Source organism: Streptomyces sp. NPDC037271, from assembly GCF_055603605.1.
The window spans coordinates 19,495-32,146 of the sequence record NZ_JBVJVN010000015.1 but is presented as its reverse complement, the minus strand read 5'-3'; the positions used below and the strand labels follow the sequence as shown (position 1 = coordinate 32,146).

General features: G+C 71.2%; 13 protein-coding genes. 5 read left to right on the top strand and 8 right to left on the bottom strand.

Annotated features, from left to right (window positions below; genetic code table 11):
- Positions 1–3: 3 nt before the first annotated feature.
- Both paaB and paaA read right to left on the bottom strand, forming a co-directional pair.
- The gene (gene paaB, locus ACZ7G3_RS23915; RefSeq protein ID WP_426520136.1) at positions 4–297 is read right to left on the bottom strand and encodes a 1,2-phenylacetyl-CoA epoxidase subunit PaaB; all 294 of its coding nucleotides are present in this window, start codon (positions 295–297) and stop codon (positions 4–6) included.
- Positions 294–1,271, bottom strand: a complete 978-nt coding sequence (gene paaA, locus ACZ7G3_RS23910) for a 1,2-phenylacetyl-CoA epoxidase subunit PaaA (RefSeq protein WP_470928173.1) — start codon at positions 1,269–1,271, stop codon at positions 294–296. The genes paaB and paaA overlap by 4 nt, the downstream gene beginning before the upstream one ends.
- 227 nt (positions 1,272–1,498) lie before the next feature.
- On the opposite strand from paaA, the gene paaI reads away from it, so the two are divergent.
- The 3 genes from paaI to ACZ7G3_RS23895 all read left to right on the top strand — a co-directional run bounded on the left by paaI (position 1,499) and on the right by ACZ7G3_RS23895 (position 4,687).
- Positions 1,499–1,912, top strand: a complete 414-nt coding sequence (gene paaI / locus ACZ7G3_RS23905; protein WP_426599155.1) for a hydroxyphenylacetyl-CoA thioesterase PaaI — start codon at positions 1,499–1,501, stop codon at positions 1,910–1,912.
- Positions 1,909–3,255 carry a phenylacetate--CoA ligase PaaK gene (paaK, locus tag ACZ7G3_RS23900; RefSeq protein WP_470928172.1) on the top strand — a complete coding sequence of 449 codons (1,347 nt, stop codon included), beginning with the start codon at positions 1,909–1,911 and terminating at the stop codon, positions 3,253–3,255. The genes paaI and paaK overlap by 4 nt, the downstream gene beginning before the upstream one ends.
- 133 nt (positions 3,256–3,388) lie before the next feature.
- Entirely contained in the window at positions 3,389–4,687 is a 1,299-nt protein-coding gene (locus ACZ7G3_RS23895; RefSeq protein WP_470928171.1) for a flavin-containing monooxygenase, read from the top strand.
- Positions 4,688–4,783: 96 nt separating this feature from the next.
- On the opposite strand, the gene ACZ7G3_RS23890 is transcribed toward ACZ7G3_RS23895, so the two are convergent.
- The 6 genes from ACZ7G3_RS23890 to ACZ7G3_RS23865 all read right to left on the bottom strand — a co-directional run bounded on the left by ACZ7G3_RS23890 (position 4,784) and on the right by ACZ7G3_RS23865 (position 9,999).
- Positions 4,784–5,911, bottom strand: coding sequence for a tryptophan dimethylallyltransferase family protein (locus ACZ7G3_RS23890; protein ID WP_470928170.1), 1,128 nt, complete (start codon positions 5,909–5,911; stop codon positions 4,784–4,786).
- A 207-nt stretch (positions 5,912–6,118) separates the two neighbouring features.
- On the bottom strand, positions 6,119–7,468 hold the full coding sequence (locus ACZ7G3_RS23885; RefSeq protein WP_470928169.1) for a cytochrome P450: 1,350 nt from the start codon (positions 7,466–7,468) through the stop codon (positions 6,119–6,121).
- A gap of 15 nt (positions 7,469–7,483) precedes the next feature.
- Positions 7,484–8,077 (bottom strand): GTP-binding protein, encoded by a 594-nt coding sequence (locus ACZ7G3_RS23880; protein ID WP_426599010.1) that lies wholly within the window; start codon positions 8,075–8,077, stop codon positions 7,484–7,486.
- Complete coding sequence (locus ACZ7G3_RS23875; protein WP_470928168.1) at positions 8,052–8,432, bottom strand: DUF742 domain-containing protein; 381 nt, start codon at positions 8,430–8,432, stop codon at positions 8,052–8,054. Before ACZ7G3_RS23875 ends, ACZ7G3_RS23880 begins: the two co-directional genes overlap by 26 nt.
- A complete protein-coding gene (locus tag ACZ7G3_RS23870; protein WP_426520120.1) occupies positions 8,429–8,830 on the bottom strand; it encodes a roadblock/LC7 domain-containing protein in 402 nt (133 codons plus the stop codon). The genes ACZ7G3_RS23875 and ACZ7G3_RS23870 overlap by 4 nt, the downstream gene beginning before the upstream one ends.
- A complete protein-coding gene (locus ACZ7G3_RS23865) occupies positions 8,827–9,999 on the bottom strand; it encodes an ATP-binding protein (protein ID WP_426599008.1) in 1,173 nt (390 codons plus the stop codon). The genes ACZ7G3_RS23870 and ACZ7G3_RS23865 overlap by 4 nt, the downstream gene beginning before the upstream one ends.
- 332 nt (positions 10,000–10,331) lie before the next feature.
- On the opposite strand from ACZ7G3_RS23865, the gene ACZ7G3_RS23860 reads away from it, so the two are divergent.
- Entirely contained in the window at positions 10,332–11,084 is a 753-nt protein-coding gene (locus tag ACZ7G3_RS23860; protein ID WP_470928259.1) for a sulfite exporter TauE/SafE family protein, read from the top strand.
- Between the two features lie 137 nt (positions 11,085–11,221).
- The gene (locus tag ACZ7G3_RS23855) at positions 11,222–12,631 is read left to right on the top strand and encodes a cytochrome P450 (protein WP_470928167.1); all 1,410 of its coding nucleotides are present in this window, start codon (positions 11,222–11,224) and stop codon (positions 12,629–12,631) included.
- The last annotated feature ends 21 nt before the right edge of the window (positions 12,632–12,652 follow it).

Below are 12,652 nucleotides of genomic sequence, written 5' to 3'. Positions count from 1 at the left end.
CTCCTAGATGTGGGGGACGTCGTCGGGGATGTCGTAGAAGGTCGGGTGGCGGTAGACCTTGTCGGCGCTGGGGGCGAAGAAGGGGTCCTTCTCGTCGCGGGTGGAGGCGGCTATGTGCTCGGAGCGCACGACCCAGATGCTCACGCCCTCGTTGCGCCGCGTGTAGAGGTCGCGGGCGTGGGTGAGGGCCATCGTGTCGTCGGCGGCGTGCAGCGAGCCGACGTGGACGTGGTTGAGGCCGCGCTTGCCGCGTACGAAGACCTCGTACAGCGGCCAGCCCTGCTTCCCGGAGGTCATGCCGCCGCTCCCTTCTCCGCGCGGGCCGCCTGTCTGGCCGCGTGGGCGGTGGCCGCCTCGCGCACCCAGGCGCCCTCCTCGTGGGCGGTCCGCCGCCGCCGGATCCGCTGCTCGTTGCACGGGCCGTCGCCCTTGATGACGCGCATCAGCTCGTCCCAGTCCGGGGTGCCGAAGTCGTGGTGGCCGGTCTCCTCGTTCCAGCGCAGCTCCGGGTCGGGCAGGGTGACGCCGAGCTTCTCCGCCTGCGGGACGGTCATGTCGACGAAGCGGCGGCGCAGTTCGTCGTTGCTGTGCCGCTTGATCTTCCAGGCCATCGACCGCGCCGAGTTGGGCGAGGCGTCGTCGGGCGGGCCGAACATCATCAGGGACGGCCACCACCAGCGGTCCACCGCGTCCTGGACCATCTCGCGCTGCGCGTCGGTGCCGCGCATCATCGTCATCAGCAGCTCGTAGCCCTGCCGCTGGTGGAAGGACTCCTCCTTGCAGATGCGCACCATCGCGCGCGCGTACGGCCCGTACGAGCTGCGGCAGAGCGGCACCTGGTTGCAGATCGCCGCGCCGTCCACGAACCAGCCGATCACGCCGACGTCGGCGAAGCTCAGCGTCGGGTAGTTGAAGATCGACGAGTACTTCTGGCGTCCCTCGATGAGCCGCTCGGTGAGGTCGTCGCGGTCCGCGCCGAGCGTCTCGGCCGCCGAGTACAGATACAGCCCGTGCCCGGCCTCGTCCTGGACCTTGGCGAACAGGATCGCCTTGCGGCGCAGCGACGGCGCCCGGGTGATCCACTCGCCCTCCGGCTGCATGCCGATGATCTCCGAGTGCGCGTGCTGGGCGATCTGCCGGATCAGCGTCTTCCGGTAGCCGTCCGGCATCCAGTCGCGCGGTTCGACGCGCTGGTCGTGCGCGATCGTCGCGTCGAACTGCTCCTGCAACCCGTCCGGGGGCGGTACCTCGGCGGCGTGTGTCGTGGTCATCGTCACCAGCTTCCCAACCGACCATTCGTTCGGTATCAGTGTGACGCGTTTCCCGGTGCCGGGCAAGACCCGGGACTCACGCCGGCCACACTCTTGACAGGGCGGCCACACCGCTGGATTACTGGGCCCTGCCGTGTGCGAACCGAATGGTCGGTCGGGAGACAAGGTGGTGGAACCACGTGGTGGGACAGGTGTCGCGGGCCGCTGAGCCGTCGCCCACGGAGGTGATGTTCCGCGCGGACGAGGCGTCCCGGCGGCTGGGCATCGAGCTGGTCGAACACGGGGAGGGAAGCGCCGTACTCCGCATGACCGTGACCCCGGCGATGGTGAACGGACACAGGATCGCCCACGGCGGCTACCTGTTCCTCCTCGCCGACACCGCCTTCGCCTGCGCGTGCAACAGCCACGGCCCGGTGACCGTGGCGGCGGGCGCCGACATCGTGTTCGTCGCGCCGGCCCGTGAGGGCGACGTGCTCGTGGCGCGTGCCGAGGAGCGCGCCCGGTTCGGCCGCAGCGGCGTCTACGACGTGACCGTGCGGCGCGCCGGAGAGGTGATCGCGGAGTTCCGCGGACGCAGCCGCAGCATGCGGGACACTACGGCGCGCGAGACGCCGGGCACGACGACGAAGGAGTCGCGATGAGCAGCGAGCCGACGACCGGGGCGGCCCCGGCTCCCCGCCGGGGAGAGCCCCTCCCCCACGACCTGCTGGACGACGCCGAGCGGCTGTCCCGGGAGCGGCTCCGGGAGCTGCAGCTCGACCGGCTGCGCACCACCCTCCGGCACGCCTACGAGAACGTGGAGCTGTACCGGAAGAAGTTCGACGCCGCCGGGGTGACGCCCGACGACTGCCGCAGCCTCACGGACCTGGCCCGGTTCCCCTTCACCACCAAGGCCGACCTGCGGGACACCTACCCCTTCGGCATGTTCGCCGTCCCGATGGCCGACGTGCGGCGCGTGCACGCCTCCAGCGGTACCACCGGCCGTGCCACCGTCGTCGGTTACACGGACAACGACCTGTCCATGTGGGCGGACGTCGTCGCCCGTTCGATCCGGGCCGCCGGCGGCCGTCCCGGGCACAAGGTGCACATCTCCTACGGCTACGGCCTGTTCACCGGCGGCCTCGGTGCCCACTACGGCGCCGAGCGCGCCGGGTGCACGGTGATCCCGGCCTCCGGCGGCATGACGGCGCGGCAGGTGCAGATCATCCAGGACTTCCGGCCCGAGATCATCATGGTCACCCCCTCCTACATGCTCACCCTGCTCGACGAGTTCGAGCGGCAGGGCGTCGATCCGCGCACCACGTCCCTCGAGGTCGGCATCTTCGGTGCCGAGCCGTGGACCGAGGAGATGCGCCGCGAGATCGAGGAGCGGATGGACATCCACGCCGTCGACATATACGGGCTGTCCGAGGTGATCGGCCCCGGCGTGGCACAGGAGTGCGTCGAGACCAAGGACGGGCTGCACGTGTGGGAGGACCACTTCTACCCGGAGGTGGTCGACCCGCTCACGGACGCCCCGCTGGCCGAGGGCGAGGAGGGGGAGGTGGTCTTCACCTCGCTCACCAAGGAGGCGCTCCCGGTGATCCGGTACCGTACGCGCGATCTGTCCCGGCTGCTGCCGGGCACCGCACGGCCCGCCTTCCGCCGGATGCGGAAGGTCACCGGCCGCTGCGACGACATGATCATCCTGCGCGGGGTGAACGTCTTCCCGACACAGATCGAGGAGATCGTGCTGCGCACGCCCGGCGTCACCCCGCACTTCCAGATCCGGCTCACCGAGCGCGGCCGCATGGACCACATGACCGTACGGGTGGAGGCCCGCCCCGACGCGGGTCCCGAGCAGCGCGAGGCCGCCGCCGAGGCGATCGGACGGGGCGTCAAGGACGGCGTGGGCGTCACCGTGGAGGTGGAGATCACCGACCCGGAGACCCTGGAGCGCTCGCTCGGCAAGCTCCGCCGGGTCAGGGATCTGCGCGGGGAGTGACCGTCGGCCTGCGGAGGGACGAAACGTGAGCACCGACACGTCCGTTCACGTCCCGTACTGGTGTGCACGGAGGTGTGGATGGGCAGTGAATGCATGATCGGGGGAGATTGAGTACGTCCTGGGGGTAAATCCCGTGCGTGTGTGTGTGATCGGTGCAGGTCTGTCGGGGCTGGCGGTGGCCCACGCCCTCAAGGAGCGTGGCATCGGGTTCGTCTGCCTGGAGAAGGCTCCCGACGTCGGCGGGATCTGGCGTCAGCCGGAGGCCGGAGAGCGTGGCCCCGGGTACCTGTCGCTGCATCTCAACACCGCCAAGCAGCTGACCGGTTACGCCGGCTTCCCGATGCCGTCCTCGTACCCGCTCTACCCCCGGCACAGCCAGGTCGCCGCCTATCTGCGTTCCTTCGCGGACTGGGCGGGCATACGCGACCACGTCGAGCTGCGGACCGAGGTGGTGTCCGTGGGCCGGGACCCGGACGGCATGTGGACGGTCGTCAGCCGGGACGCGGACGGCGCGGTGGCGTCGCGGCGGTTCGAGCAGGTGATCGTCGCGTCGGGACACCACACCGACCCCGCGCTGCCCGATCCTCTTCCTGCGGGTTCCGACGCGTTCACCGGAAGGATCCTGCACTCCCTCGACTACCGCGACGGCCGCGACTTCGCCGGACGGCGTGTCGTCGTCGTGGGCCTCGGCGCCTCGGCGGTGGACATCGCCGCGGACCTCTCCCGGCATGCCGCCGAGACCGTGCTGTCGGTGCGCCGGGGGCTGCACATCGTGCCCAAGCAGCTGTACGGGCAGTCGCTCGACGAGATCGCCGAAGCGCCGTGGTGGAACGAGATGTCCTTCGCCGAGCGGCGCCAGTGGGCCGAGGAGGCCCTGCACGTCGCGCGCGGCAGGCTGGCGGACTACGGACTGCCCGAGCCCGACCATCCGCTCTTCTCCTCCGCCACGACCCTCTCGGACGAGATCCTCAGCCGGATCCGGCACGGCGCCGTGACCCCGAAGCCCGCGATCGGCTCCTTCGACGGCGACCGGGTCGTCTTCACCGACGGCACCCGGGTGGCGGCGGACGCGGTCGTGTACTGCACCGGCTTCCACATGACCTTCCCCTTCCTGCCCGCCGGCTGCCCGGTGGCGGCGGACGGCTCGGTCGAGCTGTACCGACGGGTCGTCCCGGCCGACCGGCCGGGCCTGTACTTCGTCGGACTGGTCCGGCCGGTGGGCGCGATCACCCGGTTGGTGGAGGCCCAGGCACAGTGGGTGGCGCGGATCATCGACGGCGATGCCGAGCTGCCCGCGGCGGACGAGATGCGCGAGGAGATCGGCACCTACCTCGCCGCCATCGTCCAGCGCTACGGCCGGACGCAGGGCGCGTCGATCCAGGTCGACGTGGGCCCGTATCTGACGGAGTTCCGGGAGTCGCTGCCCGTGTAGCCGCCCCGGGCGCCGTCGGCGGTGCCCGGCCACCACGTCCGTGACCAGGGCTCCCGGTACGTCCGCCGGGAGCCCTGTGGTGTCCGCACGGTCCGCTCAGCGCACCGCCACCGGACGGCGGACAGCCTCCGCGACCGGCGGCCTGACCGCGTACGCCTCCGAGGAGAGGTAGGCCGTCACCCGCGGCGGGCGGCCCTGTTGGTGGGCCAGCGCCAGGTAGGCGATCAGCCCCACGCCGTCCTCGGGCCGCCGGTCGGTGACGGCGGCCAGCGCGCGCACGAGCGCCGAGGCGTCCATGCCGTGGTGGCGCAGCAGCCTCGCCGCCCGTTCCAGGGCCTCCCCGTCGTGCCGGACGTAGTCCCTGACCGGGATGTGGAGGGTGAAGCCGCTCGGCCGGGCGGTGGCGGTGTCGGTGAAGGAGTGGCAGGACAGGCCGGGCCGCCTGCCGAGCCCCGTGGCGTCGGGCCCGAGGCCCGCGGCCGTGCGGAAGAAGCCCTCGATGCCCGCGGGGCCGGGGCCCGGGTCCATGCGGGACAACCGCCCGGCCTGGCCGGCCGTGAGGTTGTCGTGGCGCACGTAGACCTTCACCCGGGGTTCCTCCCAGTCACCCAGGTCCAGGGCGAGGAACGGGTATCCGCTGCCCTGAGGCAGGGTGGCGAAGGCCCTGTGATGGCCCAGCCGGTGCAGCGCCTCGCGCACCGTCGCGGCGGAACGTTCCGCGCCGTTCGCTGCCGGGTTCAGATAGACCTTGACCTTGGGTACACCGCCGGGTCCCAGTTCCAGGGCGCACCACAGGGCCAGGGGACCGTGCGGGGCGGGTGGCAGGAAGAGGTCCTGGAGGTCGTCGAGCGGGTCGGTGGTGAAGTTCCAGCGCCGTGCCATCGCCCGGATCGTCTCGACTCCGACGCTGCCGTTGCGGGCCAGGCTGTCTGCGCCGCAGCCCGGTTCCAGGAGCAACCGCAGGGCGGGAGCCGCGTCCGGCCGGAAGGAGAGGGAGAACTCCACGGGGGTGTGGTCGTCGGACAGGAAGGTGCGGGTGGGCGGCGGCAGGTTCAGCGGTCGCTCGGCCACCGGCCCCAGAGAGCCGGTCAGGACCTGGGCGTAGGTCTCGACGTCGGACTCGGACAGGCCGGCGACCGCGCCGAGTCTTCGCAGCTGACCGCTGGTGAGGGCGCCGAGCGTCGGGGTGCCCCGCAGGACCGTGCCCGTCGTGTCGGCGGTCACCGGCCCGGCCCCCGCCGGAGCCGCACAAAGCGATACCCGCCTGGGGAGGCGGGTATCGGGGGGATCGGCGGCGGGAAAGCGGCGTCCGTGGATATGTGGTCCACGACACCTCCTTTTACTCGTAAGCAACTTGAATGCCGCGTTGCTCACTACCCGTGCCGTTGGATCTTCATGCGGAAGGGGCGGGTTGGACAGGTGTTGCGCATGTCACCTGGTGAGCCAGTTGAGGAACTGGCTCCACATGCCGCTGCGTTCGGCCGGGTGGGCCGTGTTCGCCGCCTTCTCCCGCGCGGCCGTCGCGGGGTCCGGCTCCGGGCCGGTACCCCGTCCGGACCGCACCGGGGTGAAGCGGGCCGGGAGGGTGGCCAGGGCCCGGTTGAACGGGCCCGGACGCCACGTCAGGCTATCCTCGGGGACGGCGAGTTCGACGTCGGGCAGCTCGTTGAACAGGTGCTCGATGGCGGTGACCGTGATGTGCCGGGCCGGCTCCTTGGACGGGCAGGCGTGCGGGCCCGCGCTCCAGGCCAGGTGCGCGCGGTTGCTGCCGGCCTGGCGCGAGGCCTTGAGCGCCGGGCCGGTGTTGGCCGCGGCGAAGCTGACCAGGACCAGGTCGCCCGCCTGCAGGTGCTGTCCGGCGAGTTCCGTGTCGGCGGCCGGGTAGTGCGGTGCGTAGTTCGACATGGGAGGGTTCTCCCACAGCGTGTCGTCGAGGGCCTCGTCGATCAGGCCGCCCTCACGGGCGTACCGGTCATGGGTGAGAAGCCGGTGCAGGGTGTTGCCGATGAGGTTGCGCAGCGGCTCGGCGCCCGCGCCCAGCAGCAGCGCGAGCTGGTGGACCATCTCCTCGTCGGTCAGCCGCGCCTCGTGCCGCATCAGCCAGGAGGTGACGTCCTCACCCGGCTTGCTCCGCTTGAGCGCGACCAGTTCCTCCACCGCCTGGAACAGCACGGCGGTGGCCTTGTCGGCGTTGACTCCGTCGAACATGCCGGAGATGCCGAACAGCACCCGGTCGCCGATGTCGGCGGGGCAGCCGAAGAGTTCGTTGAACACGAACAACGGCAGCTGCCTGGCGTAGTCGCCGAGCAGGTCGGCCGAGCCTCGGCCGCCGAACTGGGAGATGAGGTAGCCGGAGATCTGCTCGGTGCTGCGGCTCAGCCGGCGGGTGTCCACCCGCGCCATGCTGTCGGTGACCGCCTGACGCAGGCGCAGGTGGTCGGCGCCGTCGGCGAACATGCAGTTGGGCCGGTAGGCCAGCAGCGGTGCGACGGGGCTGTCCGGGCCCACCTTGCCCTCGTTGAAGGCCCGCCAGCGACGCGCGTCCTTGCGGAAGGAACCGGAGTCCTGCAGCAGCTGGAGCGCCGCCGCGTAGTCCGTGACCAGCGTCGCCTCGACCCCGGGGGCCAGTTCGACGGGCGCTGCGGCGCCGTAGTGGCGCAGGTACTCGTAGTACGCCTGCGGGTGGGCGGCGAACTCCGGGCCGTGCAGCGGCACGCGGGCACCGGAGCCGTGTGCCGGGCACCCGGGCGGCGGCACCGGGGCGGTGTCGTGGGCGTTCATGTCTGCTCCCAGCTCCTAGCGGGTGCGGTCCAGCAAGTAGCGGACGAGGGTGGTCAGTGCGGCGGCCGAGGACTTCTCGTCGCGGGCGTCGCAGGTGACGACGGGGGTGTCGTCGAGCAGGTCCAGCGCCTCGCGCAGCGCCCGCTCGTCGCGCAGCGGGGCGCCGTCGAAGTGGTTGACGGCGATGGCGTAGTCGAGTCCGTAGTGCTCGATGAGGTCGATCACGGGGAACGAGTCGGCCAGCCGCTCGGGGTCGACCAGCACCAGGGCGCCGAGCGCGCCGCGGGCCATGTCCTCCCACATCTGGACGAAGCGCTGCTGACCGGGCGTGCCGAACAGGTAGAGCACGACGCGGTCGCTGATGGTGAGGCGGCCGAAGTCCATGGCGACCGTGGTGGTGGTCTTGCCCTGGACCCCCTTGAGGTCGTCGACCGACTCCGCGGCCTGCGTCATCGTCTCCTCGGTGGACAGCGGCTCGATCTCGGAGATGGAGCCGATGAGGGTGGTCTTGCCCACCGCGAAGTGGCCGACGACGAGGATCTTGACCGCGGTCTGGGTGGCTCCACCGCGTACGTAGTCCTGCTCACCCAAACTTGGCGCGGAGACCATTGAGCACCTCCTCCAGGATTTCCTTGTCGGCCAGGCGTGCGCGGGCCACGGGCGGGCGGGTCATGAGGTGGCCGCCCTCCATGAGGGACGCCAGCAGGATCCGCACCACCCCCAGCGGGAAGTGGGAGTGGCCGGCGATCTCGGCGACCGAGAGGTAGCCGGCGGAGCAGAGGTCCAGCAGGCTCTGCTCCTCGGGGGACAGCCGGGCCGGCCGCCGCGCGTCCTCGGCGGAGGCGGTGACCAGGGTGATGAGGGAGAGGTGCTCCTCGTCGGGCAGGCCGCGGCCCTTGGTGATGACGTACGGCCGCACTAATTCGGGGGCCTCGGGCTCCCAGCCGTCGTCGTGGCCGGTCATGAGCGGGTGCCGAGGTTCTCGCGCGGCGGTGTCGTCAGCCGCTTGCCGAGCTGGGCGACGAGTTGCTGCATCCGGAAGGTGATGTCCGCCATGTCGACCTCCGGGGAGGCGGAGACGCCGAGGTAGGCGCCCTCGCCGGCGGAGATCAGGAAGACCCAGCCGCCGTCGAACTCGACCAGGGTCTGCCGCCACGCGTGGTTCGGGTCCTCACAGAAGAAGGCGAGGGTGCGGCTGAGTGACTGCACGCCGCTCATCGCGGCGGCGACCCGGTCGGCGTCGTCCTTGTCGAAGTCCTGCGTCCGGGCCATCAGCAGTCCGTCGGCGGATATCAGGACCGCGTGCAGGGCCCCGGGAATCTCCAGGGCGCTGTCGAGCATCCATGACAGGTCGTCGTTCACGAGTCCTCATGTCCTTCGCTGCTTGCACCGGGTGTTCTGCTCGTCCGGCCCGTCTCCTCGGGCCGGGTGACGCGGCCGGTCTGCGTGCCCCGTTGGAAGGCGGCCATGATCTGCGCCTGCTCGGAGTCGGAGCGGCCGGCGGAGCGCGGGGTGGGCGCGCTGCCGGGCACGATGGCCATCGGGCGCTTGCGGCGGCGCCGGGGCAGACCGTCATCGGTCCGGGACGAGGTGAGCGCTGCTTCCGGTCCGCCGTCCTGGCCGGGCCGGGCCGTGACCCGGGCGGCCGGGGCGGGTGCCTTCTTCTCCGGCATGGCGGTGAGCAGTTCGTGCGGCAACAGGACCACCGCGCGTACACCTCCGTAGGGGGAAGAGGAGTCCACCGACACCTCGAAGCCGAAGCGCTCGCACAGCAGGCCGATGACCGCGAAGCCGAACTGCGGCGGATTGCCGAGCCCCGCGACACCCGAGGCACGCTCGGTGGCGAGCAGCTTGTCGGCGCGGGCGCGCTCCTCGTCACTCATGCCGACACCGGCGTCGTCGACGACGACGCAGATGCCCTTGGGCACGGTCCGGATGTTGATCTCGACGACGGTGTCCGGGCTGGAGTAGCTGGTGGCGTTGTCGAGCAGTTCGGCGAGGGCCAGGGCGACGGGTTCGACGGCCCGGCTGGTGATGCCGAAGTCGACCTGCGAGAGGATCTCCACCCGGCGGAAGTGCCGGACGCGCCCCTGCGCGCTGCGCACCACGTCGTAGACCGAGGCGGTGTCCCGCCGGCCGCCCAGCCAGCCGTCGCACAGGACCGCGATGGACTGGGCACGCCGGCCGAACTGCGAGTTGGTGTGGTCGATCTCCAGCAGGTCCTGGAGGAGCGCCGAGTCGCCGTACTTGGTCTGCAGCCGGGAGAGGACCAGCTGCTGTTCGGCGGCGAGGCCCTGAAGGGTCCGCATGGCCGATTTCAGGACGGTCTTCGTCTCGTCCTCGGCCCGCTCCTGTGCCGCCTGCACGGACTTGCCGTAATCGTTCTCCAGCTCTGTGTAATGTGCCCTGAGCCCTTGAACCTCCTGCCGCAAAGCTCGCGCCGCCCTGCGCTGGCGGCTGATGAGCGCGGCGGCGGCGACGAGGGCGACGAGGGCGACCCAGAGCAATGGGTTCCCTATGTATTCCGTCATAAGACTCTCTTCAGGCGACTGAAGGCCGGTTTGCTGAGTTCCCGTCTACGCGGGCGGCCCGGTGGACTGCCCGCACCGAGGTGGCTGCCCAGACTGTCCCTGAAGTCGGGAATGCCGTCTTTCACCCATCCGCCCGCTCCGCAAACGCGGTGATCGTATCACCGCATGATCAGGTGAATTGACGTCAAGAAACGCTCGTTCAGCAGCGGTTGGGGACCGGCGCACGGCCGGTCCTGGATGGTGAGTACAGTCGACCCCGTGAAAGATGCACACGACACCTTCCGGTCGGGCCCGGGGTCGGCGCGGGACGGCACGGCGTGACGCCGGAGGCCATGGCCGCGGTGTTCGCGGCGGGCTTCGGGGCCGGCGCCATCAACAGCGTCGTCGGCTCCGGAACGCTGATCACCTTTCCGGTGCTGCTGGCCACGGGACTGTCGCCCGTCACCGCCACGGTCTCCAACGCGCTCGGGCTCATCCCCGGTTCCATCAGTGGGGCCATCGGCTACCGGAAGGAACTGAGCGGCCAGCGCCGGCGCATCCTGAAACTGGGCCTCGGGGCGCTGCTGGGCGGTCTCACCGGCGCCACTCTGCTGCTGTCCCTGCCCGCCGACGCCTTCGAGACGATCGTGCCGGTCCTGGTGGGTCTGGCCCTGGTGCTGGTGGCGCTCCAGCCCCGGCTCGGCAGGCTGGTGCAGCGCCGCCGCGAACGCACCGGCGCCTCCCCCCGTCGTGACGGCGGCCCACTGCTGTTCACCGGCCTGACGCTCGCCAGCGTCTACGGGGGCTACTTCACCGCCGCGCAGGGGATCATCTACCTGTCCCTGATGGGCATGCTCCTCGACGAGTCCCTGCAACGCCTCAACGCCGTCAAGAACGTGCTCTCCGCCGTCGTCAACACCGTCGCCGCGCTCTTCTTCCTCTTCGCCGCGGACTTCGACTGGACGGCCGTCGCGCTCATCGCCGTCGGCTCGGCCCTCGGCGGTTACAGCGGGGCCAAGGTGGGCCGGCGCTTCAGCCCTCTGGTCCTGCGGATGCTGGTCCTGGCGGTCGGCACCGTCGCCCTCGTGCAGCTACTGCTCCGCTGACCCGGCGGCCCGGGGAGGGCGGACAAAAGTGGAATCTTCCCCGCCGCTTGTTCCTCCACACCGTGACCGCGCGGGCAGGGCGCGTGGGATACACCACGCCGTCGCGCGGATTGCCCCGGGGAGCGATCAGGGAAGCCATGGAGGCGCCCAAGGTCGACTCGAAGGGACGCACCCTCGTGACGCTCGTAGCGCCTCCCCCCATACCCAGGGCAGCGGGCTCGCTGCCGCTTCTGGGACACGCGGTACAGCTCCTGCGCGACAACCTCGGCTTCATCGCCTCCCTGCGCACCGCCTACGGACCGCTCGTCGAGATCACCCTCCAGCCCGGCACCCGCACCCTGGTCGTCCAGGACCCCGACCTCATCCGCACCATGCTGACCGACCTCGGACCGAGCCTCGACAAGGGCCGGTTCTTCGAGAAGATGGGCCAGCTGCTGGGCGACTCCGTCGTCACCGCCGCCGGCCAGGCCCACGTCCGCAGACGACGTCAGCTCCAACCGGCCTTCGCCCGCGACCGGATCGCCCGCTACGTCGACACCATGCGCGGCGAGACCGAGGCCGCCGTCGACGGCTGGGCGCCGGGGCAGCGGCTCGACGTGCGCGAGGCCATGGTCGGCCTCAGCCTGAACATGCTCGCCAAGACCGTGTTCTCCGGCAGCCTCGACGAGGCCACCTTCCGCCGGCTGCGCGCCGACCTCTCCGTCGTGATGAACGGCGTCGGCGCCCGCGTCATGCTGCCCGACTGGATCGAGCGGCTGCCGCTGCCCGTCAACCGCCGTTTCACCGCCGCGCGCGACGCCGTACGGGCCACCGTCGACCGGGCCGTCACCGACCTCCAGGCCTCCGGCCACGACACCGGCGACATGCTGTCCCTGCTCCTGCGCACCACCGACGAGGAGACCGGCCGGCCGCTGACCGGGCACCAGATCTCCTCCGAGATCCTCACCCTGGCCGTGGCCGGGACGGAGACCACCGCCTCGGTGCTGTCCTGGGTGCTGTACGAACTCGCCCGGAACCCCGGGGTCGAGGCGCGGGTCCTGGGGGAACTCGACGAGGTCCTCGGCGACCGGCCGGTCACGTTCGACGACCTGGGGCGGCTTCCGTACCTCGGGCGGGTCGTCGACGAGACCCTGCGGCTGCACCACACCGGGTGGCTCGTCACCCGCCGCACCGTCACCGAGACCCGGCTCGGCCCCTGGACCGTGCCCGCCGGGACCGAACTCGCCTACTGCCAGCATGCCCTCCACCGCGACCCGCGACTGTTCCCGGACCCACTGAGCTTCGACCCCGACCGCTGGCTGGACAGCGACCAGCCCCGCCCCACGCACGCGTTCCTGCCCTTCGGCGCGGGCAAGCACAAGTGCGTCGGTGACCGGTTCGCCCTCACCGAACTCGTCACCGCCATCGCCACGATCACCCGGCGGGTACGGCTCGAACTCGCCCCCGGCCAGACGGTACGGCCCGTCGCCGCGGCCACCGTACGGCCCCGCACGCTGCTGATGACCGTGCGCGGCAGAGAGGACTCCCCGACTCCGTCCGCCGGCTGAAACCGAGGTGCCGGGCCGGCC

Coding starts and splice junctions, on each gene's coding strand:
- ACZ7G3_RS23880 (WP_426599010.1), bottom strand. CDS start 8,077: ATGGTCTCCGCGCCAAGTTTGGGTGAGCAGGACTACGTACGCGGTGGA.
- paaB (WP_426520136.1), bottom strand. CDS start 297: ATGACCTCCGGGAAGCAGGGCTGGCCGCTGTACGAGGTCTTCGTACGC.
- paaK (WP_470928172.1), top strand. CDS start 1,909: ATGAGCAGCGAGCCGACGACCGGGGCGGCCCCGGCTCCCCGCCGGGGA.
- ACZ7G3_RS23885 (WP_470928169.1), bottom strand. CDS start 7,468: ATGAACGCCCACGACACCGCCCCGGTGCCGCCGCCCGGGTGCCCGGCA.
- paaA (WP_470928173.1), bottom strand. CDS start 1,271: ATGACCACGACACACGCCGCCGAGGTACCGCCCCCGGACGGGTTGCAG.
- ACZ7G3_RS23875 (WP_470928168.1), bottom strand. CDS start 8,432: ATGACCGGCCACGACGACGGCTGGGAGCCCGAGGCCCCCGAATTAGTG.
- ACZ7G3_RS23855 (WP_470928167.1), top strand. CDS start 11,222: ATGGAGGCGCCCAAGGTCGACTCGAAGGGACGCACCCTCGTGACGCTC.
- ACZ7G3_RS23860 (WP_470928259.1), top strand. CDS start 10,332: ATGGCCGCGGTGTTCGCGGCGGGCTTCGGGGCCGGCGCCATCAACAGC.
- ACZ7G3_RS23865 (WP_426599008.1), bottom strand. CDS start 9,999: ATGACGGAATACATAGGGAACCCATTGCTCTGGGTCGCCCTCGTCGCC.
- paaI (WP_426599155.1), top strand. CDS start 1,499: ATGTTCCGCGCGGACGAGGCGTCCCGGCGGCTGGGCATCGAGCTGGTC.